Below are 21,411 nucleotides of genomic sequence, written 5' to 3'. Positions count from 1 at the left end.
GTTCTGACTGAATCGGCGGCTATGCGGCGTGAGGTCTTCGTGATTCACTCCTCCCGACTCTCTTTCTGGGAGGAGATGAGTGATGACCAAGTCCTATTCGCTGGATCTGCGTCCACGGGTGGCGCGCTTTGTCGAGGCGGACCATTCCTGCCATGCGGCTGCTAGAGCATCGGACCCAAAAGTGGACTCCACTTTTGGGATCAATCCGATGCTCATTTCCTTAAGCGGCGCATCGGTGTATCCGGAAAACCGGGTCCACTTTTCCGCACGATGCTCTAAGACCTACCGCACCATGCAGGCCAAGTTTGCCACGCCATTTGAGGATGCTGCTCGCCTCGAAGTCCTGATCGTTCCCCCTTCGGCAATGCACGCCCTCACTGCAGGATCATGCATGGGGGATGATCGGGCCTGGCTCCGCCTGTTCACTCACGAACCGGAGACCAGCTGGTTCAGGATCGTGAAGCCTTGTTTTTCGAAAGCCGGCTTGGCAGCGGAAGAACGCAGATAGTTCAAGAATGCCGCCGCGTCGGGATGGTGCGAGTCCTTAAGTCCCGCCATGGGGTATACGATCGGCGGGTGACTGTCCTCCGGGAAGGTGCCGACAATCTTGACGTTCGGATCGGAAGCGGCATCCGTCTGATAGACGATCCCCAACGGGGCCTCGCCACGCGATACCAGCAGCAAAGCCGCCCGTACATTGTCGGCCTGCGCGATCGACGACTTGACGCCCTCCCAGGCCCCCAGCTTCTCAAGGGCGGCCTTTCCATACTTTCCGGCCGGGACCGCATCGACATTGCCCATCGCCAGCCTGCCACCCTTCAGGATCCCTGCGAGATCGAGGCCGGGTGCAAGGGTCACCTGAACATTGGCATCCTTGGGAGCAACCAGGACAATGCGGTTGGCAAGCAGGTTCACCCGCGTCTCAGGTTTGATCATTTTTTTTTGGGCGAGATAATCCATCCAGTCGAGATCGGCAGAGACAAAGACATCGGCGGGGGCACCCGCCTCGATCTGCATGGCGAGCGCGTTGCTGGCCGCATAGGAGATCTTCGGCGCGGGCTTCCCGCTCTCGCGGACATAGCCGGCCGCTGCTTCATCCAGCGCGTTCTTCAGGCTGGCGGCGGCAAAGACGACCAGATCCCGGCTCTGCGCCTGCGCCACCGGGACCAGACCACCAAGCCCAAGCGACAGACATCCGACGGCCATGAGCGACAGCCAGAAACGTCGTGTGGCCTTCATACTCATCCTCTCGACCGATATAGCTTATTGAGACGCCATTTCATTGTAGAGCAGCATGATAGCCGCGCCCGATCTCGTTTCAAGCCGAGACCGAGGAGACGATCCAGCAGGTCAGAGTCTGAACGCGCCGCGGGGCGGCAGGAGAAGCGGCCCTGGATTTAGGATGAAGGCGACATCAAGGAGCGCGATGCGAACCTTGGCAGCAGCCCCCTGCTTCCCGAAGAGGAAATCAGCGACGCCGCGTTTCGGTAGGAAAGCAGTGTCAAGACGCGTCTAGGGATCGCTTCTTGCTGAAAGGTTAATCGTCAGAGGAACTCGCTGGAATCGCGCGGTGGCAGTGTTCCAGCATCTCCCATCTGAGCCGGAAGATCCCATCTCAATCTTCGTCGCGAAAACTGCCTCGCCCCTGTTTTTCAAAACGTGCGCGAGAACCACCTCTACTCCCTCGCGCGCATGATTTGTCCGCTCGCCAGCCCGATGACAGAAAGGGAGCGAAAGCCGTGGGCGGCAATGACAGTCATGCCACCTAGAGCATCGTGCGCAAAAGTGGATCCGGTTTTGCGGCCACACGATGCGCCATAAAAAGAATCTAGAGCGGAGGGCGATTCCGTGAAATCGTCCTCCGCTCCAGCGCATGACTGGAATCAGATAAGTCGGGAAGTCGCGACGATGGGTCGGCACGGAATCCGGTGGATTCGACCATTCAGGACGAGCCCAAGGCCATCCGCTTCAGTCCCTTAAATATCCAGGATGATATATCTGATGAATATTCGACGGCCGGCATCAAGCAAAAGCTAAGTGCCTAAAACCTTTGGCGCTCCCTAGGGGACTCGAACCCCTGTTTTCGCCGTGAGAGGGCGACGTCCTAGACCGCTAGACGAAGGGAGCTAGCAAGGTGAAGGCCGCTCGTATAACCACCCTGGGGAAACCCTTCAAGTCCTTTTGCTGAAAAAAGCGAAAGGACGACGTCAATGAGGATGCGGTGAGCGGCGAAACGCAAAGAGAATGGATATTGGAGCCGGACGCGGCACCCGAACGGCTTGATCGGGTGATGGCGCGCCTCTCGAGCGATCTGTCGCGAAGCCGCTTGCAAGCGCTGATTCGGGAGGGGCAGGTCGAGGTCGATGGCATGCCTGCGCTCGATCCGAGCCGGAAAATCGCCGGTGGCGCACGGATCGCCCTGGTCGTGCCGCCGCCGGTGCCGGCCGAGCCTCAAGGCGAGAAGATCGCGCTCGCAGTCGTTTATGAGGATGACGATCTCATCGTGATCGACAAGCCCGCCGGGCTCGTGGTCCATCCGGCGGCGGGTCACGAATCGGGAACGCTCGTCAATGCGCTCATCGCCCATTGCGGCGAGAGTCTATCGGGCATCGGCGGCGTGAAACGGCCCGGCATCGTCCATCGTCTCGACAAGGATACCTCCGGCCTCCTCGTCGTCGCCAAGAACGACCGCTCCCATCAAGGCTTAGCCGACCAGTTCGCCGACCACGGCCGTACGGGTCCCCTGGAGAGGGCCTATCTTGCTTTCGTCTGGGGCGTGCCCGACCGGCAGCGCGGGACGGTTGACGCCGCCCTGGCGCGCAGCCTGCACAACCGCGAGAAGATCGCCGTGGTCCAGGGGGAGCGCGGTCGCTATGCCATTACTCATTATGAGCTCATCGAGCCCCTGCCCCCGGCTGTCCCGACGGCGAGCCTCGTACGCTGCGAGCTGGAGACGGGACGCACCCACCAGATCCGGGTGCATATGGCGCATATCGGCCATCCGCTTCTGGGGGACACGCTTTACGGCTCGGGCTTCAAGACGAAGGCAAACCGTCTGTCGGAGCCGCAGCAGGCGGCGCTGAAGGCCTTGAATCGACAAGCGCTCCACGCGGCGATCCTGGGGTTCGAGCACCCGAAAACGGGCGAATTCCTGCGCTTCGAGAGTCCCCTCCCCGCGGATATGGCAGCTCTACTGACGGCCCTGCGCACTTGAATCGTCGCGTCAATCCGTCGCAAAGCTCGGTTAATTCGGCACCCTTGTCATTTCTGCGCGTTGTCACGTCTTGAAGCCTGACTGCCTCTGTTCGGACAAGGTTCGACCGTTTATATAGAAAAAAGCGGCTGGCCATTGATGGGGGCCGCCTCAGGCTTGCCTCATGAAAAGAGGGAGCCCAAAGAGGAGATCGATATGGCTGCAGCGCTTCCGGTGCTTGCCAATGAAGGGGGCCTTTCGCGCTATCTCGACGAGATCCGTCGTTTCCCCATGCTCGAACCGCATGAGGAATACATGCTCGCCAAACGCTGGCGTGAGCATGGTGACCGCGAAGCCGCTCACAAACTTGTGACGTCCCACCTGCGCCTCGTGGCCAAGATCGCGATGGGTTATCGCGGTTATGGCCTGCCGATCGGCGAAGTGGTGTCTGAGGGCAATGTCGGCTTGATGCAGGCCGTCAAACGCTTCGAACCCGAGAAAGGCTTTCGCCTCGCCACATATGCCATGTGGTGGATCAAAGCCGCGATTCAAGAATACATCCTGCGTTCCTGGTCCCTCGTGAAGATGGGCACCACCGCGAACCAGAAGAAACTGTTCTTCAACCTGCGCAAGGCCAAGGGCCGCATCTCTGCTCTCGAAGAAGGAGATTTGCATCCCGAGCAGGTAAAACAGATCGCGACGCAGCTCGGCGTCAACGAGCAGGACGTAGTGGATATGAACCGCCGCCTGGGCGGCGACGCATCGCTCAACGCGCCTCTGCGCGAAGAAGGCGAAGGCGAGTGGCAGGACTGGCTCGTCGATAGCGGCGAAAGCCAGGAGCAGCTGCTCGTGCAGGAGGAAGAAGGGCAGAACCGCCTCTCAGCCCTGCGCAACGCGCTCTCGGTGCTCAATCCGCGCGAGCGCCGGATTTTCGAGGCGCGACGGCTCTCGGACGATCCGATCACCCTTGAGGATCTCTCGACGGAGTTCGGCGTCTCCCGCGAGCGCGTGCGCCAGATCGAGGTGCGCGCCTTCGAGAAGATTCAGGAAGCGGTGAAGAAGAATCTCGCCCAGATCGAGGCGCCCGCGGAAGAGGCGCACTGAGCCTTTCACATCGTTGAAAAAAGCCGCGGTCAGGCCCGCGGCTTTTTTATTGCCATTGACTGAAGGCGCTGTTCAGGATCTGCGCACCGGACGAGCCCTTCTCGAAGCTGAGAATGGCGCGCTGTCCCGATGCCATCCGGACCGGCAGATCGATCCAGTTGCGGCGGACGAATAATTCCGTGTTCCGCTCCACATCGCCCGCCAGATTCGACAGGCCGATGAGGAAGAGGTTCTCGCGCACCGGCACCGGCAGGCCGGCGACGGGGGTCCCACGTGCGGCTTCTTCGTCCTTGAACTGCAGCAATCCGACATCCCGGATCACCCGGCCGCTATCGCCCGCGCGGGTGGTGAAGGTGATCTCGACCGTGTGCGAAGCCGGCAGGGTCGCATCGAGATTGCGGCGCAGGACCATCTTCATGGTCATACCGGCATCCGGAATCTCGATATTGGCGGTCACCGCCCGCTGCAGCGCTTGCCCTTGGCCGGGATTGATATCCTCGAGGCGCCAGACCACGCGGCCGGTCTGAGCCTTCGGCGCCTGAGAATTCGCCGGGTCCTCCTCATAGAGAACCGCACGCTGCGTCACGCCGATCTCCTGGCGGGCAGTGCCTGCTGTCGGTGCGGCAGGCGCCCCGACGCGATCGTTGTTCTTGCTGGCGTCCGGCACCGCCTGAGGCGCTTCCGCGACCGGCGTCAGGGGGGTCAGGTCTTCGGATCTGTCGCGCTTGAAATAGGCGAAAACAGCGATTCCGGCGATCACGAGCGCAAGGACGGCGCCCAGGATAATGGTGCGCCGGCGCTTGTTGTCCTGCATGCCGGGATGGGGACGGCTTTCGATCCGTGGCCGCGGGATGGGATCATCAGACGGGCGTCGCGGCTCGTCCGGCTCGTCGTCATGGGAGAACGCTGCCGGGGCCGAGAGAGGCACGACAGGCGGCGGCTCGGAAGCGGGCGGTCTTGCCGCAGGGCTCCGGGCCTCCGCAGACGGGGCGGCGAGATCGAAATCGAAATCGAACGCCTTCGGCGCGGCAAAATCGGCCTCGACCCGGACGATGGCATCGTCGAGAGCGAGGCTTTCCCTGTTGATATCCGCCTCCGACAGAGGCGGATCGAGAGAGCGCAATTGGGCCACGAGCGCGGTCCGCGCACGGTCATAGACGGCGCGCCGCATCTCGGGCGTCTGGTCGGATAAGCCTTCGACGGCTCGGGCAATGAGTGGGTAATAATCAGCCATTTCTTTTGGGATGGCCCGTCGAAGCGTCGCCGTCAACCCTCAAACGGGTTCTTCATGAGGATTGTATCGTCGCGCTCGGGAGAGGTGGAGAGAACGGCAACGGGTGCACCGATCAACTCCTCGACCCGGCGGACATATTTGATCGCCTGCGCCGGAAGGTCCGCCCAGGAGCGGGCACCCGCCGTCGAACCGGACCAGCCTTCCATTTCCTCGTAGATCGGCTCGACCCTCGCTTGAGCCCCCTGGCTTGCCGGAAAATAGTCGATGGTTTCCCCGTCCAGGCGGTAGCCGACGCCGATCTTGAGGGTCTTGAAACCGTCGAGAATGTCGAGCTTGGTCAGTGCGATGCCGTCGATGCCGGAGGTGCGAACGGTCTGGCGCACCAGGGTTGCGTCGAACCAGCCACAACGGCGCTTGCGGCCCGTGACGACGCCGAATTCCTTGCCCTTCTGGCCGATCAGCTCGCCGGTCTCGTCGAACAGCTCGGTCGGGAACGGCCCCTCGCCGACGCGGGTCGTATAGGCCTTGGCGATGCCGAGGACATAGCCGACCGCGCCCGGCCCGAGGCCCGAGCCGGTAGCAGCTTGGCCGGCCACCGTGTTGGACGAGGTGACGAAGGGATAGGTGCCGTGGTCGACATCCAACAGAGCGCCTTGTGCGCCCTCGAACAGGATGCGCTTGCCGGCACGGCGCTCCTCGTCGAGGAGCCGCCACACGGCGTCCATGTAGGGCAGGACTTTCGGCGCGACGGAGGCCAGCTCCTCGTAGATCGCCTGGGGCTGGAATTCCGCGAGGCCGAAGCCGCGGCGCAGGGCATTGTGATGCGTCAGCAGCCGCTCGATCTTTTCCGGCAGAGAGCTGAGATCGGCAAGGTCCATCAGGCGGATGGCGCGGCGGCCGGCCTTGTCCTCATAGGCCGGGCCGATACCGCGCTTGGTGGTGCCGATCTTGGTGCCGGCGCTGCCGCTCTCGCGAAGCGCATCGAGCTCGCGGTGAATGGAGAGAATCAGCGTGGCGTTTTCGGCAACGCGCAGGTTCCGGCGGGTGATCGAGACGCCCTGCTCGGCCAAGCGCTCCACCTCGCCGGCGAGCGCATGCGGATCGAGCACGACGCCGTTGCCAATGACCGAGAGCTTGCCCGGGCGTACGACGCCGGAGGGCAGAAGCGAGAGCTTATAGACCTTGCCGCCAATGACGAGAGTATGGCCGGCATTGTGGCCGCCCTGGAACCGCACGACCACATCCGCCTGTTCGGACAGCCAGTCGACGATCTTGCCCTTGCCCTCGTCGCCCCACTGGGCGCCCACGACAACCACGTTCGCCATCGCTTAAAGCCTCACATGAAAAAACCCCGGCGCAAGGCCAGGGTTTGGGGTGGAAAAACCTTGCAAACTCTCATGGTGGATCGAGCGCGCGAGGTCAAGCCGGAATGGCTGTTGTCCCATGCGTCGAGTCCCAGTCGACAAAACAAACCAAGAACAATCCAAATCGGATCAGGGCTCGACTGCCAGCCCTCCAGCTTCCTTACACGGGGACAACCTCCGCCCGAAACGACCTGAGCGCGACGGTCTCCCAGGTCGCCACGAAGATCAGCGTGACCGTGGTGCCGGCGCTCAGAACAAGCGGCGAGATCGCGAACGAGGCCGGGAAGAGAAGGAGCAGCAGGGCCAGGCCAAGATAGTGCGAGGGCGGCACATGACCGATGATCGAGCGCTTGAACAGGAGGTCGCCGAAGAGAAAGATCGCCGGTCCGCCGAGCATGATCGCTTTCGTCGCCGCGTCGACATCCCCATGCGGGTGCGCCAGCAGGGATTCGTCTGCAACGGCGCAGCCGACGATGCCGGCCACGATGACGATATGCATATAGGTGTAGATGAGACGGGCCAGCCGCCCGGGATCATCCGATATCGAGATATGATAGCGGGCCCGCTCCGCGCCGATATTGAAATAAATCCACCACATCGCCACGCTGCCCAGAAAAGCGACGACGGCCGCGGTGACCATGGTCAGGTCCCATTCCTGCGCGCTGAAGGTCGCACCGGTGACAAGAATCGACTCGCCCAGTGCGATGATGACGAAGAGGCCGCAGCGTTCGGCCATGTGGCCGCCCTCGACGTTCCAATCTCTGGTTGCCGAACGGCCGAGACCGGGTGTCCAGAAGCCAGCCATGGGCGCGAGATATTCGATCGCAAGGGCAACCGTCCATAGCACGAGGCGGGTATCCGGCTCGGCCAAGCCGCCTGCGATCCAGAAGATTCCGGAGAAAGCCAACCAAGCGGTGATGCGCTGAAAATTGCGGAAGTTGCTGATGTGATGGTGCCTCAGCACCCACAGCATGAACACCGAGCGCCCGACCTGCATGAAGACATAAGCCGAGGCAAAGGCGAGACCGCGCGCCTCGAAGGCCCTCGGGATGGATGTCGAGAGCACAAGGCCGGCGAGCATCAGAACGAACAGCATGAAGCGGACAGGCAGCTTTTCCGGATCGGCCCAGTTCGTCACCCAGGTCGTGAAGATCCACACCCACCACACCGCCAGAAACATCAAGACGGTCTGAAGGATGCCGTCCAGACTCAAGTGCCGCAGCAGATAGTGGGAGAGCTGCGTGACTGCGAAGACGAAGACGAGATCGAAGAACAGCTCGGCAAAGGCCACCCTGATGTGCTCGTTAGGCAGCCTGACCCGCAAGTAGTTTTGTCGCGCCCCGGCAATCACCATGGACTCAAGCCGCGTCTGTTGGCAGATGGGCCTGATTATAGGGCGCGCCGTTCAAAAGACGCGAGAGCGCCGGATCGGCCTCAGGCTCGCCCCCGCGCGCTCTTCTCCGGCCTGACCCGATGGGCGATGAAATTGCCGATTTCGCGGGTGCGACGCTCGCTCTCGAGCACTTCCGTATCGAGCCCGTGCCGCCAAGCCAGATCGAAGCGGTCGCGGTTCTTATGCAGGGCGGTCAGATCCGCCACATAGGACGCCGCATCGTCCGGCGTGCGGCAAAAGCCCTCATCCACCAGGATCTTGCTGCGCCGCCCGAGGATGACGGCGAGTTCTCCGAGGCTGAATTCGGGATGATACTGCACGCCCCAGAACGTGCCGCCATTCACCGTGATCTCCGCCGCCTGAACCGGCGACACCGCATTGGACGCCAGGATCGTGCAGCCGGCCGGCACCGTCGTGACCATGTCGAGATGGATGGCGGGCGCGTCATAGACCGCAGGCCGTCCCGCCAGCAGGGGATGCGAAGCGCCTGCTTCGGTCGGCATCAATCGCCGGGCAAAGCCGATCTCGCGGCCTGCCGGGTTCTGCCGCACATCGCCATCGGCGGCCACGGCCGCCACCTGCAGGCCCCAGCAGGAGCCGAAGGACGGCGTGCGGGAGGCATAGACGGCGCGCATCAGGTCGATCTGGCGCAGGATGTCCGGGGTCCGGTCGTAGATATTGAGATGGGAGCCGGTCAGCACGATGCCGTCATAGGATTCGAGCCCTGCGGCATCTGGCAGGTTTGCCCCCTCGTCCGCCGGGAAAGCCAGATCGCAGATCGCGTCCGGCTCGATATCCTGCAACACGGCTGCATAGGACTCGGACGGCATAAGTCCATAGGCCTCCCTGTGGGCCTGCCTTGCACCCTGCGTATTGCCCTCGATGACCAGAAATCTTAAGGCCATGAGCTATCCTAGCCTCCGTTTAAGCGCCGGTTTAACCGAACGGCACGCGACGGCAAGCGCTCCGAGGTGCTGCATCCCATGAAATTCCTGCATCCCCTCCGGAAGGGATTGTTCGGGCAGGCTTACCTGTTGCTCGTCCTGACCACGCTCTTCTGGGGCGGCAACGCCATTGCCGGACGCCTCGCGGTCGGCGAAATATCGCCCATGGTCCTGACCTGCCTGCGCTGGGTGATCGTGGTCTCGGTACTGCTCCCGACAATAGGCCCGAAACTCGCCGCCGAATGGCCCGTCATACGGAAAAGCTGGCTCTTCATCACTCTCATGGGGTCTTTCGGCTTCACGGCATTCAACGCCCTGTTCTACGCCGCTGCCCATCATACCAGCGCCGTGAACCTCACGATCTTCCAGGGCGCCATTCCGGTGCTGGTTCTCATCGGCATCGCACTCTTCTTCCGAACCCGCATCCGGCCCCTGCAGGTTCTGGGCATGATCGTGACCGTCGTTGGCGTGGTCATCGTCTCGGTCAAGGCGGATCTCGCGATCCTGCGGACGCTTGCGCTGAACATCGGCGACGTGTGGATGCTGATCGCCTGCCTGTTCTATGCTGGTTATACTCTCGGCCTGCGGCACAGGCCTGCCCTGCCGGGCCTCGTCTTCTTCACGGCCATGGCCGTCGTCGCCTTCCTCACTTCCCTCCCCCTCGTCGCCATCGAAATCGCACAAGGCACGGCGCAATGGCCGACGCTCAACGGGTGGGCAGTGCTGCTCTACGTCGCTTTCCTGCCGTCGCTTCTGGCACAGGTCTTCTTCATTCGCGGCGTGGAGCTGATCGGTCCGGCGCGGGCGGGCCTGTTCGTGAACCTCGTTCCCGTCTTCGGCGCGCTGCTCGCCGTGATCCTGCTCGGCGAGCCCTTTGCGTTCTATCATGCGCTGGGTCTGGCGCTGGTGCTCAGCGGCATCTGGCTGAGCGAGCGGAGGGCGTGATCATCATCCCCGGACTAAGCCCGGGGATGATGTGAGGTTGACGTCACTCAAAACCGCACGGAGCGTGCGCGCTTCACCTGCGGGATCTCCTCGATCTTGCGTAGTAACTCATCGGATACCGGCTGATCGACCGAGACGAAGCAGATGGCGTCGCCACCCTGCTTGTCGCGGCCGAGCGCGAAGGTGGCGACGTTGACGCCCGCTTCGCCGAGCAGGGTGCCGAAGCTGCCGATGAAGCCCGGCTTGTCGGCATTGCGCACATAGATCATGTGCGGCGCGAACTCCGCGTCGACCATGATGTCGCGGATTTCCGTGACGCGCGGCTTGCCGTCCTGGAACACGGTGCCGCCCGCATGGCGCGCCATGTCCTCCGCCTCGACAACGATGCGGACGAAGCTTTCATAGTCCCGCACGGCATTGTCGCGCTTGACCTCTTCCACCGTAATGCCGCGCTCACGCGCGACGACGGGCGCGGACACCATGTTGATGTCCTGCAGGAAGGGGCGCAGCACGCCGGTGACGGCGGCCGAGGTAAGCGCGCGGGTGTTCATCTCCGCCACGTCGCCTTCGTATTCGATGCGGATGCCCTTGATCGGCGCTTCCGTGAGCTGGCCCAGGAACGAACCGAGCTTTTCGGCAAGCGCCACGAAGGGCTTCAGGCGCGGCGCTTCCTCCGCCGTGATCGAGGGGAAGTTGACCGCGTTCTGGATGGCGCCCTGCAACAGGTAATCCGACATCTGTTCGGCGACCTGCAAGGCCACGTTCTCCTGCGCTTCGGTCGTAGCGGCACCCAGATGCGGCGTGCAGATCACGTTGGGATGGCCGAAGAGCGGGTTGCTGGTGGCAGGTTCTTCCGTGAACACGTCGAAGGCCGCACCGGCGACGTGGCCGGAATCGAGCGCGGCGCGCAAGGCAACTTCATCGACGAGACCGCCACGGGCGCAGTTGACGATGCGCACGCCCTTCTTCGTCTTGGCGATATTCTCGGCGGAGAGAATGTTTTTCGTCTTTTCCGTCATCGGCACGTGCAGCGTGATGACGTCGGCGCGGCGCAACAGGTCGTCGAGCTCAACCTTCTCGACGCCGAGCTCGATCGCACGCTCCGGCGACAGGAAGGGATCGTAGGCGATCACTTTCATGCGAAGCCCGATGCCGCGCTCAGCGACGATGGAGCCGATATTGCCGCAGCCGATGACGCCGAGCACCTTGCCGGTAAGCTCGACGCCCATGAAGCGGTTTTTCTCCCACTTGCCTCCTTGAGTCGAGGCATCCGCCTGCGGGATCTGGCGTGCAAGCGCGAACATCATCGCAATGGCGTGCTCGGCGGTGGTGATGGAATTGCCGAAGGGCGTGTTCATGACGATGACGCCCTTCGCCGTGGCGGCGGGAATCTCGACATTGTCGACGCCGATGCCGGCGCGGCCGATGACCTTTAGCCTGGTCGCCTTTTCCAGGATCTTCGCCGTCACCTTCGTGGCGGAGCGGATGGCAAGGCCGTCATACTCGCCGATCACGGCGGCGAGCTTGTCCTTGTCCTTGCCGAGATCCGGCTGGAAATCGACCTCGATGCCGCGATCCTTGAAGATCTGAACGGCGGCGGGCGAAAGAGCGTCGGAAATAAGTACGCGGGGTTTAAGCATGATGGGCTCCGGATAGCCCCTCCCCCTTCGCGGGAGAGGGTGGCGGACGAAGTGAGCCGGGAGAGGGGCCGTGGAGAAGGAGATAGCCGCCCCCCTCTCCCGACCCTCGCTAACGCGAGGGCCACCCTCTCCCGCAAGGGGAGAGGGGTTAAATCAAGCCGCTTTCGCGAGCTTCGCCTTTTCCTGTGCGAAGGCCCAATCGAGCCAGGGCGTCAGGGCTTCGAGGTCGGAGGCTTCCACCGTCGCGCCGCACCAGATGCGAAGGCCGGGAGGCGCATCGCGATAGGCGCCAATATCGAAGGCGACGCCTTCCTTGTCGAGCGCGGAAGTAATGCCCTTGGCGACCTGCGCCACAGCCTCGGGACCTTTCGCGACGACGTCGGGATCGGAGACCACGAGGCACACGCTGGTGTTGGAGGCGTTCTTCGGATCCTTCGCGAGATTGGCGATCCACGGCGTCCTGGCGACCCAGTCGAGGATCACCTTGGCGTTGGCATCGGCCTTCGCGAGCAGACCTTTCAGGCCGCCGATGGATTTCGCCCATTCGAGCGCATCGATGTAATCCTCTACCGCCAGCATGGACGGAGTATTGATGGTCTCGCCCTCGAAGATACCCTCGATCAGCTTGCCGCCCTTGGTCATGCGGAAGATCTTCGGCAGCGGCCAGGCGGGTTTGTAGGTCTCGAGCCGCTCGACGGCGCGGGGCGAGAGGATGAGCATGCCGTGGGCCGCCTCGCCGCCGAGCACTTTCTGCCAGGAGAAGGTGACCACATCGAGCTTCGAGAAGTCGAGCTTCTGCGCGAAGGCCGCCGAGGTGGCGTCGCAGATGGTCAGCCCCTCGCGGTCCGTCGCGATCCAGTCCGCATTCGGCACGCGCACGCCGGAGGTCGTGCCGTTCCAGGTGAAGACCACGTCCCGGGTCCTGGTGTCGACCTGCGTGAGATCCGGCAGTTCGCCGTAAGGCGCAGTGATGACGCGGGCATCGGGAAGCTTGAGCTGCTTCACCACGTCGGTGACCCAGCCCTCGCCGAAGCTTTCCCATGCAACCATGTCCACCGGGCGCGCGCCGAGGAGCGACCATAGGGCCATCTCGACGGCGCCGGTATCGGAAGCGGGCACGATGCCGATGCGGTAATCGGCCGGCACTTCCAGAATTTCGCGTGTCAGATCGATGGCGAGTTTCAGGCGCGCCTTGCCAAGCTTCGCGCGATGCGAGCGGCCGAGACTATCGGTCTTGAGATTTTGGAGAGACCATCCGGGGCGCTTCGCGCAGGGGCCGGACGAAAAGAAAGGCGCGCGCGGACGCGCGGCGGGCAGGTCTGTCATGTGATCCATCCTTACAGATGGGCGCCTCTCGGTGGGGAGAGGTGTCCCGCCGACGGGTATGACGGAGCGGAACTCGCCGGTCAAGACAATTCGGCGGCGCCAGGCCGGGAATGACAGCGCCCCGCAATGATACCCGCGGCCACGCCAGATTACGAAATCGTAATTCAAAATCTCGCATAGCCTGCGCTATGCTGGCTGAGACTGGCATAATATGTGCTAGGGAACTCCAATATAAAAAAGCTTCAAGGAGCGAGCATGCGTGTTTCCCGTCAGCTCGCCGTCATCGCCGTGCTGGGGGCAGCAGGGTTTGGCGGCTGGTACGCCTATCAGGGCGGCCACCTCGCAAAAACACCTGTGATCGGCTCCTATTTTACGACGACGGGCGGCCCTGCCACACCTTCCGGACGCGGAGGGCGCGGCGGCGCATCCGGCCCGGCCACGGTCGAGGTCGATACGGTGAAGACCGGGCGGATCGTGGAAAGCCGTGAATCGGTGGGTACGGTCCGTGCCTACGAATCCATCACGGTGACCGCAAAAATAGCAGGCGTCATCAGCGAAATCGGTTTCGAAGAGGGGCAGAAGGTCAAGGCCGGCAACATGCTGGTCCAGCTCGATGCCGCCGAGCGCAAGGCCGATATCGAACAGACGACCGCGGAGGCCAACCGGGCCGTCGCCCTGCGCAACGAAGTAGCGATCAAGCTCGAACGCGCTCAGGCGCTTAATCGCACCGGCTCCGGCACCGGGGCCCAGGTCGAGGACCTGACCGCCCAGGTGAAGTCGCTCGAGGGCTCCATCGCTTCCGCACAGGCCCAGCGCAAGGCGGCGGAAGCCCGCCTGGAGGATCTGACGATCCGTGCGCCCTTCGCGGGCCGGGTCGGCACCCGCTCGGTTTCGCTCGGCGCCTATATCTCGCCCGGCACCCGCATTACCTCTCTCGACGACCTCTCCCGCGTCCGGCTCGATTTCTCGGTGCCGGAAAACCTTCTCGGCCGCCTCAAGCCCGGCCAGACGGTGAATGCCACCTCCCCCGCCTATCAGGGCCGGACCTTCATGGGCACGGTCTCCACGATCGATACCCGCGTCGACCAGACCACCCGCACGGTGCGGCTCACCGCCGACTTCGACAATCCGGACGAAGCGCTCAAGCCCGGCATGTTCCTGTCCGTCGCCCTCCAGGTGACGATCAAGGAGGATGCCGTCGTCGTGCCCGAGGAGGCGATCGTCAGCGAAGGCCTGCGCCAGCTCGTCTATCCCGTGAAGGACAACAAGGTGGAGCGCCGCGTCATCCGGATCGGCCAGCGCCAGGGCGGCAAGGTCGAGGTGGTGGATGGGCTGAAAGCCGGCGAAACCATCGTCGTTCTGGGCGTTCAGCGCGTGCGTCCGGGCGCTGAAGTCATCGCCCGCCCTCTCGGCTCCAGCGCGCCGGTCCAGCAGCCGCCCGCCGCCAACCGGGAGCAGCCGTCCCGCAGCTCGCTGAATCTTCCGCAGGCCATCGGCAGCGCCATCGCGGCCGAGCGGAATTGAGAATGCACCCCATGTCATCCCCGGCCGAACGCAGTGAGGGGAAAGGGATCCATGATCGGGCTCAACGCTACGGATCCTCTTCCATCGCCTTCGGCTTGGCCTGAGGATGACAGGGACGTCGAGTTTTTAGAAGATCTGCTCTAACCCGGATCGAACAGAGCCATGCAGGTTTCCGACCTCTTCATCCGCCGCCCCGTCTTCGCCATCGTGGTCAGCATGCTGCTGATCGTGGGCGGCCTCGCCTCGCTCATGAACCTGCCGGTGCGGGAATATCCGAGCGTGGACCGGCCCGTCGTTTCCATCTCCACGATCTATCGCGGTGCGTCGAACGAGGTTATCGAAAGCCGGGTGACCGAAGTCATCGAAGGCGCGGTCGCCGGCATCGAGGGCATCCGCCAGATCAACTCGCAGAGCCAGAACGAGCGCTCCTCGGTCTCGATCGAGTTCGACGTGTCGCGTGATCCGGAAGGCGCGACCTCGGACGTGCGCGACGCCGTGTTCCGCGTGGTAGGCCGCCTGCCGGACGGCGTCGATCAACCCGTCATTCGCAAGGTGGACGACAACGCCTCCGCAATCCTGTGGATCAGCGTCACCTCCACGACGCTCGATGCGCTCGAACTCAGCGACTTTCTGAAACGGGTCTATGTGGACCGCCTCTCGACCGTGCCCGGCGTCGCCAACGTCTATCTCGCCGGCGAGCGGCGCTATGCCATGCGCGTGTGGGTGGATCGCGCCGCGCTCGCCGCACGCAACCTGACGGTTCAGGACATTGAAACCGCCATCAAGAAGCAGAACGTGGAACTGCCGGGCGGACGCATCGAATCGTCCCAGCGCGAATTTACCGTAAAGACGGATTCGCGCCTCGCCAGCCCGCGCGATTTCGAGCAGGTCATCGTCTCCAACAAGAACGGCTATCTCGTGCGTCTCGGCGAAGTCGCGAAAGTCGAGGTCGGCGCGGAGGATACCCGTTTCGAGTTCTACGATTCCGGCAAGACTGCCGTCGGTGTCGGCATCGTCCGCCAGTCGACCGCCAACACCCTCTCGGTCGCCGACGACGTGCGCGCGGAGCTGAGCCGGCTGAAGACATCCCTGCCGCCCGGCACGTCGGCGGATGTATCCTACGACGAGAGCCAGTTCATTCGCGCCTCCATCAACGGTGTGCTGCACACCCTCATCGAGGGTCTCGTGCTCGTGATCCTGGTGATCCTGCTTTTCCTGCGTGACTGGCGTTCGACCATCGTCGCCATGGTGGCGATCCCGGTCTCGATCACCGCCGCCTTCATGGTGATGAGCTATTTCAACGCCTCCGTGAACGTGCTGACGCTCCTTGCCATCGTGCTCGCCATCGGCATCGTGGTGGATGACGCCATCGTCGAGATCGAGAACGTCCATCGCCGCATCGAGGAAGGACAGCCGCCGCTTCTCGCCTCGTTCGACGGCGCGCGCGAAATCGGCTTCGCCGTCATCGCCACCACGGCGACCCTCATGGCCGTGTTCGTGCCGCTCGCCTTCATGACCGGCAATACGGGCAAGCTGTTCCGCGAATTCGCGATCACGCTCGCCGCCGCGATCTTCTTCTCCGGCGTGGTGGCGCGCACGCTCACCCCGATGCTCTGCTCCAAGCTGATGGTGCCCGCCCATGGCCGCATCCAGCTTATGACCGAGCCGTTCTTCACGGGCATGAACAACGTCTATCGCCGCATCCTGTCGCGGGCGCTGAAAGCCCCCCTCGTGATCCTGGCGATGGGCGTCGCGGTATCCTTCTCGGCCTATGGGCTGTTCCAGATGATTCCGAAGGAATTCGCACCGACGGAGGATCGCGGCGCGATCATCATCCAGGTCAACGGGCCCGAAGGCGCGAGCCTGGACTATACCCGCGAGCGCATCAAGGAAATCGAGCGCCAGCTCCTGCCCTATCAGGAGAAAGGCATCGTCGCCTCGATCACGAGCCAGGTCGCGCCCGGCTTCGCGCGTCCCTCGCCGGTCAATGCGGGCTTCATCATCGTGCGTCTGGTGCCATGGGACCAGCGCAGCATGAAGCAGCAGGACCTGACGCAGGAACTCATCGCGAAAGTCTCCAACTTCCCCGGCGCGCGCGCCTTCCCGACCAATCCGGGCTCGCTCGGACAGCGCGGCAACTCGCAGCCGATCCAGTTCGTGCTCGGCGGGCCGGACTACAATACCTTGCGCGACTGGCGCGATATCGTGATGCAGAAGGCGCAGGAAACGGGCCTCTTCGTCAACATAGATTCGAACTACAAGGAATCCCAGCCCGATATCCGCGTGCAGATAGATCGTGCCCGCGCCGCCGATCTCGGTGTGTCGATCGAAGATATCGGTCGTACGCTCGAATTGATGTTCGGCGAAACGCAGATTTCCACCTTCGTCAATCGCGGCGAGGAATATGCGGTCATCATCCGCGGCCGTCCGGAAGATCGGGCGACCCCGAACGACCTGACCAATACTTTCATCCGCTCCGGGACCGGCGATCTCGTCCCCCTCTCTTCCTTCGTGACGCTGACGGAATCCGCCGCGCCGCAGACCCTGAACCGGTTCGACCGCCTGCGCTCGATCACGATCCAGTCGTCGCTGCGGCCGGGCGTTTCCATCGGCGAAGGTCTCGCGACCCTGGAGAAGATCGTGCAGGAAAACCTGCCGGCGGAGGTTCGCATCGGCTATACCGGGCAGTCGAAGGATTTCCGCGAGTCCTCGAACGCGATCTATGTCACCTTCGCCATGGCGCTGCTCGTGGTGTTCCTGGTGCTGGCGGCCCAGTTCGAAAGCTGGATCAACCCGTTCATCATCATGCTCACGGTGCCGCTCGCCGTTACCGGCGGTCTCGCGGCGCTCGCGATCACCGGGCAGTCGCTCAACATCTACAGCCAGATCGGCATGATCCTGCTCATCGGCCTGATGACGAAGAACGGCATCCTGATCGTCGAATTCTCGAACCAGCTGCGCGAGCGCGGCTATTCGGTGAGGGATGCGGTGGTCGAGGCTTCCGTGCTGCGTCTGCGCCCGATCCTGATGACCTCGATCGCCATGATCGGCGGCGCGATCCCGCTCGCCTGGTCGGAGGGCGCCGGCGCGGAAGCGCGTAACGCCATCGGCTCAGTGATCGTCGGCGGCGTGACGCTCTCCACGCTTCTTACCGTGCTCGTGGTGCCATCGATCTATCTGCTCCTCGGCGGCTTCACCAAGCCCGCCACATATGTGAGCGAACTGCTCGAGGAGCTGCGCCAGAAGACCGGCCTCAGGCCTCACGGCGAGGAACGGACTCCGGCCCATCCGGCGGAGTAGAAAGCGCAAGGGTTTTCCGGTGCAGGATCCGACGGCAGCCTCGCTCGAAAGAGCGAGGCCCGACTCGCGGATCGGGATCAATTCTGGGCTGTCCTGTGCACTGATCCAGGTCAGCAAAGGGAGCGTTTGACCGCTGGAAGCAAGGCGCGCCCCTGTCCGCCTGCGACGGATTTTCTCAACCGACCGAGAGGCGGAACTATCGCCTCGACCGGGTGTCGTCTTGGAATACGCGCATGTTGGAAGATTGAGAATGGATGGGGGCAGACCAGAGGAGATGCCGCTATGCGCATGCTCATCCTCGCCGCAACGCTCGGAGCCTCGGCCCTGACGGCTGGTGCCGCCGTCGCTCAGACCGCTACGCCCACGACTACACCTGCACCAACGACGACAACGACGCCCTTGTCCACCGTTACGCCCACGCCTAACGTGCTGGCGCCTACGACAAGCACTAATCCCCTTACAGCCGATCAATTGATTCCAGGCATCAACAGCTCGCTCCAACAGATGGAGCAAACTCTCCAGTCCGACGAGCAAGCCCAGTTCGACACGAACCAGACCAATATCCTTGCGGGGCCACGCGTGACTGGTGTTCCAGCGTTAGGAACGTCACCCGGCCCGGCCCTCGTAAACCCTACCTGCCCGACCGGTTCGATCGGGTGCTGAACCTGTTCGAAATTCTTGCTCAGTCGAACATGTAGCGCGCGCCGATGCGGAATTCGTGAGTGCTGATTCCTCGTGCGCGGATCGACGGTTCGGTGCCGTCCGATTGCGTGCGGACAGCGCCAAGATGGCTGTAGCGATAGCCGAAATCGAGCTTGAGATTGGCGGTAAGATCGATGGCGATGCCGCCCACCAGGGCCCAGGCCAGGACAGTCTCGGTGCGCGAAGGCAGGAGCATGGAGGCGGAAGGGGACGCGCCCGCGACGACGAGCGCGCGTTCGGCATTGTCGAACCGGTTGAGGCCGACGCCGATGCCAGCGCCGAGATAGGGCGTGACGCCGCTCCAGAGCGGAAGATCGATATAGCCGTTGGCGAGGAAGGTCGTGGTCTCGAAATCCGCCCGGTCGAGGGCAAAGCCAGAATCCGTGCCGAAGCGCACTCCCTTATAGCTCGCTCCGAAGCGGTGATCGATGGTCAGGTCGGTGCGGAACCAGGGCGAGACCTGATAACCGGCACCGACGCCGAGAACGAAACCTCGGTCGAACCGCGCCTTGACCAGAGGTGGCACGGCTGCCGTGCCGCCGTCGCGTCCATGGCGGACCGTGATCGGATCGACGGCCCCGATATCGCCGCGCAGATACCAGCCTGACCCGACGGACTCGTCGCTGTCGTCGAGAACCGGAGCTGGTGGCAGATCGGCGGCATGGGCGGCGGGGCCAGCCAGTCCCAGGGCCAGGCCGACCGGCGCGAATATCGTTAGGCGCAAGCGGTATCTCCGCAGTTGGTGTCACTATGCATCCACCCGGCGAAAGGCGCCGGATGCCGTTTGCCGTGACCCTAATGCGGAGAGGTTAAGTGGCGCTTAACCTTAACGGATCGTATCGCAGGCGCCCTCCGTCATTCCCGTCTGGAGCGAAAGGGAATCCATCGCGCCACGCTGGACACCGGATCCCCTTCCTGGCCCTGCGGATCGCCGGGGATGACAAGGAACGCAGCCGGATCTTACGCAGCGCCCTTGACCGGGGCGTCGGCCAGAACCTGCGTCGCGGCGCGGGAAACGGCATCGACCACGTCGTCAACGACGAGGGCGACGAGATCGCCATCGTCGCCCTCGGCCATCACGCGGATCACCGGCTCTGTGCCGGAGGGGCGGATCACCAGGCGGCCGTTGGCGCCAAGACGGGCGCGTCCGGCCTCGATCGCCTTGACGACGGAATCGGCCTGCAGGGGCTGGCCCGCCTTGTAGCGCACGTTCTTGAGAACCTGCGGCAGAGGCTCGAAGCAGTGGCAGACTTCCGAGACCGGCCTGTCGAGGCGCTTCACCACGGCGAGAAGCTGGAGCGCCGCGATCAGGCCGTCGCCGGTGGTGGTGTAATCCGACATGATGATGTGGCCGGATTGCTCGCCGCCGAGATTGAAGCCATGGGCGCGCATGTGCTCGAGCACGTAACGGTCGCCGACCGCCGTACGCACGAGATTGAGACCGAGACCGCCGAGATAGCGCTCGAGGCCGAGATTGGACATGATGGTGGCAACGATGCCGGCCTGAGTCAGGCGGCCGTCCTCCTGCCAGGAGCGGGCCACGACGCCCATGAGCTGGTCGCCGTCGACCTTCTGGCCCTTCTCGTCCACGATGAGTACGCGATCCGCATCGCCGTCAAGCGCGATGCCTACATCGGCGCGCAACTCGCGCACCTTGTGGACCAGGGCCTCGGGTGCGGTGGAGCCGACCTCGTGGTTGATGTTGAAGCCATTGGGCTCGACGCCGATGGACATGACTTCGGCGCCCAGCTCCCACAGGGCCTCGGGAGCGACCTTGTAGCCCGCGCCGTTGGCGCAATCGATCACCACGCGCATTCCCTCGAGATCGAGCTGGCGCGGCAGGGTGCGCTTGGCGAACTCGATATAGCGCGCATCCGCGCTCTCGATGCGCTTGGCGCGGCCGAGCAAGGAGGAGCCGGCAAGGCGATGCGCCAGGTCGGAATCCATGAGCGACTCGATCTCGTGCTCTACGTCGTCGTTGAGCTTGAACCCGTCGGGGCCGAACAGCTTGATGCCATTGTCCTCGTAAGGATTGTGCGAGGCCGAGATCATGACGCCGAGATCGCAGCGCATGGAGCGCGTGAGCATGGCCACGGCCGGCGTCGGCATCGGCCCGAGAAGCAGCACATCCATGCCGACCGAGGTGAACCCAGCAACAAGCGCATTTTCGATCATGTAGCCGGACAGGCGGGTGTCCTTGCCGATGATGACCCGGTGGCGATAATCGCCGCGCTGGAACATGAGACCCGCCGCCTGTCCCACCTTGAGGGCAAGGTCCGGCGTGATGATCCCGTTGGCGCGGCCGCGGATACCGTCGGTTCCAAAGTATTTGCGCACGTGTTGTTTCTCCGCATTCCGTAGCGCCGATGCGCGCTTTGATTTTCTCAAAGCAACCTCCATGAATCGGGTCAAGGCTTTCGCACCGGACCGGCCATCACAAGTGATGAGCAATTGTTACACTGCACACACCAAAAGGACTTTGAGAAAGTTAAAACTTGAAGGCTCCACAACAAAACGCCCGCCGAGTGGCGGGCGTCTTAATGCTTAGGAGGTGCCTCCGAAGGGTCAGGCCTGCGGCTGGGGCTCCATCCCGCCGCCGCTTTCCTTGGGCCGTCCGCGTCCGGCGGTCGGCACGGCCGAGCCGCGGCTCGCCGAGACCGTGTCGCCGGTATCCCGGATCGGCGGCTGACCGTCGAGCAGGTTGCGGATCTCGTCGCCGGTCAGGGTCTCGTATTCGAGCAG

General features: G+C 63.3%; 15 protein-coding genes and 1 tRNA gene. 6 read left to right on the top strand and 10 right to left on the bottom strand.

Going from position 1 to position 21,411, the window contains the following annotated elements; translation table 11 throughout:
• Positions 1–82: 82 nt before the first annotated feature.
• Positions 83–508: a hypothetical protein gene (locus AB4Y97_RS14915; RefSeq protein WP_441999830.1), complete on the top strand. Its 426-nt coding sequence runs from the start codon at positions 83–85 to the stop codon at positions 506–508.
• On the opposite strand, the gene modA is transcribed toward AB4Y97_RS14915, so the two are convergent.
• Both modA and AB4Y97_RS14905 read right to left on the bottom strand, forming a co-directional pair.
• Positions 427–1,245 (bottom strand): molybdate ABC transporter substrate-binding protein, encoded by an 819-nt coding sequence (gene modA, locus AB4Y97_RS14910; protein ID WP_441999829.1) that lies wholly within the window; start codon positions 1,243–1,245, stop codon positions 427–429. The two genes, AB4Y97_RS14915 and modA, sit on opposite strands and share 82 nt — an antisense overlap.
• Positions 1,246–2,051: 806 nt before the next feature.
• Positions 2,052–2,127 (bottom strand) — tRNA-Glu (locus tag AB4Y97_RS14905).
• Between the two features lie 94 nt (positions 2,128–2,221).
• On the opposite strand from AB4Y97_RS14905, the gene AB4Y97_RS14900 reads away from it, so the two are divergent.
• Positions 2,222–3,214 carry an RluA family pseudouridine synthase gene (locus AB4Y97_RS14900; protein ID WP_441999828.1) on the top strand — a complete coding sequence of 331 codons (993 nt, stop codon included), beginning with the start codon at positions 2,222–2,224 and terminating at the stop codon, positions 3,212–3,214.
• Positions 3,215–3,409: 195 nt separating this feature from the next.
• Complete coding sequence (gene rpoH, locus AB4Y97_RS14895) at positions 3,410–4,297, top strand: RNA polymerase sigma factor RpoH (RefSeq protein WP_441999827.1); 888 nt, start codon at positions 3,410–3,412, stop codon at positions 4,295–4,297.
• A 46-nt stretch (positions 4,298–4,343) separates the two neighbouring features.
• Here rpoH and AB4Y97_RS14890 read toward each other — a convergent pair whose 3' ends face one another.
• From AB4Y97_RS14890 to AB4Y97_RS14875, 4 genes are all read right to left on the bottom strand, one after another.
• Positions 4,344–5,531: a histidine kinase gene (locus tag AB4Y97_RS14890; RefSeq protein ID WP_441999826.1), complete on the bottom strand. Its 1,188-nt coding sequence runs from the start codon at positions 5,529–5,531 to the stop codon at positions 4,344–4,346.
• 32 nt (positions 5,532–5,563) lie between these two features.
• A complete protein-coding gene (locus tag AB4Y97_RS14885; RefSeq protein ID WP_441999825.1) occupies positions 5,564–6,856 on the bottom strand; it encodes an adenylosuccinate synthase in 1,293 nt (430 codons plus the stop codon).
• 199 nt (positions 6,857–7,055) lie between these two features.
• Positions 7,056–8,249, bottom strand: coding sequence for a low temperature requirement protein A (locus tag AB4Y97_RS14880; RefSeq protein WP_441999824.1), 1,194 nt, complete (start codon positions 8,247–8,249; stop codon positions 7,056–7,058).
• A gap of 80 nt (positions 8,250–8,329) precedes the next feature.
• Positions 8,330–9,193, bottom strand: coding sequence for a type 1 glutamine amidotransferase (locus AB4Y97_RS14875; protein WP_441999823.1), 864 nt, complete (start codon positions 9,191–9,193; stop codon positions 8,330–8,332).
• Between the two features lie 78 nt (positions 9,194–9,271).
• Here AB4Y97_RS14875 and AB4Y97_RS14870 point away from each other — a divergent pair, with 78 nt between their 5' ends.
• Positions 9,272–10,177 (top strand): DMT family transporter, encoded by a 906-nt coding sequence (locus AB4Y97_RS14870; RefSeq protein WP_441999822.1) that lies wholly within the window; start codon positions 9,272–9,274, stop codon positions 10,175–10,177.
• A gap of 47 nt (positions 10,178–10,224) precedes the next feature.
• Here AB4Y97_RS14870 and serA read toward each other — a convergent pair whose 3' ends face one another.
• A complete protein-coding gene (serA, locus tag AB4Y97_RS14865) occupies positions 10,225–11,817 on the bottom strand; it encodes a phosphoglycerate dehydrogenase (protein WP_441999821.1) in 1,593 nt (530 codons plus the stop codon).
• 153 nt (positions 11,818–11,970) lie between these two features.
• Positions 11,971–13,143, bottom strand: coding sequence for a phosphoserine transaminase (locus AB4Y97_RS14860; RefSeq protein ID WP_441999820.1), 1,173 nt, complete (start codon positions 13,141–13,143; stop codon positions 11,971–11,973).
• A 255-nt stretch (positions 13,144–13,398) separates the two neighbouring features.
• Between AB4Y97_RS14860 and AB4Y97_RS14855 the strand changes: the two genes are divergently transcribed.
• Both AB4Y97_RS14855 and AB4Y97_RS14850 read left to right on the top strand, forming a co-directional pair.
• Positions 13,399–14,667, top strand: coding sequence for an efflux RND transporter periplasmic adaptor subunit (locus AB4Y97_RS14855; protein ID WP_441999819.1), 1,269 nt, complete (start codon positions 13,399–13,401; stop codon positions 14,665–14,667).
• A gap of 162 nt (positions 14,668–14,829) precedes the next feature.
• A complete protein-coding gene (locus tag AB4Y97_RS14850; protein WP_441999818.1) occupies positions 14,830–17,967 on the top strand; it encodes an efflux RND transporter permease subunit in 3,138 nt (1,045 codons plus the stop codon).
• Between the two features lie 682 nt (positions 17,968–18,649).
• Here AB4Y97_RS14850 and AB4Y97_RS14845 read toward each other — a convergent pair.
• Together AB4Y97_RS14845 and glmM are read right to left on the bottom strand one after the other, a co-directional pair.
• Positions 18,650–19,393, bottom strand: coding sequence for an outer membrane protein (locus AB4Y97_RS14845; RefSeq protein WP_441999817.1), 744 nt, complete (start codon positions 19,391–19,393; stop codon positions 18,650–18,652).
• 236 nt (positions 19,394–19,629) lie between these two features.
• Positions 19,630–21,006 carry a phosphoglucosamine mutase gene (gene glmM / locus AB4Y97_RS14840; RefSeq protein ID WP_441999816.1) on the bottom strand — a complete coding sequence of 459 codons (1,377 nt, stop codon included), beginning with the start codon at positions 21,004–21,006 and terminating at the stop codon, positions 19,630–19,632.
• Between the last annotated feature and the right edge of the window lie 405 nt (positions 21,007–21,411).

The sequence above is a fragment of the Microvirga sp. 2TAF3 genome (assembly GCF_052114965.1).
Classification (GTDB): domain Bacteria; phylum Pseudomonadota; class Alphaproteobacteria; order Rhizobiales; family Beijerinckiaceae; genus Microvirga.
The sequence above is the reverse complement of the archived record's forward strand: the minus strand, read 5'-3'. Positions and strand labels throughout refer to the sequence as shown.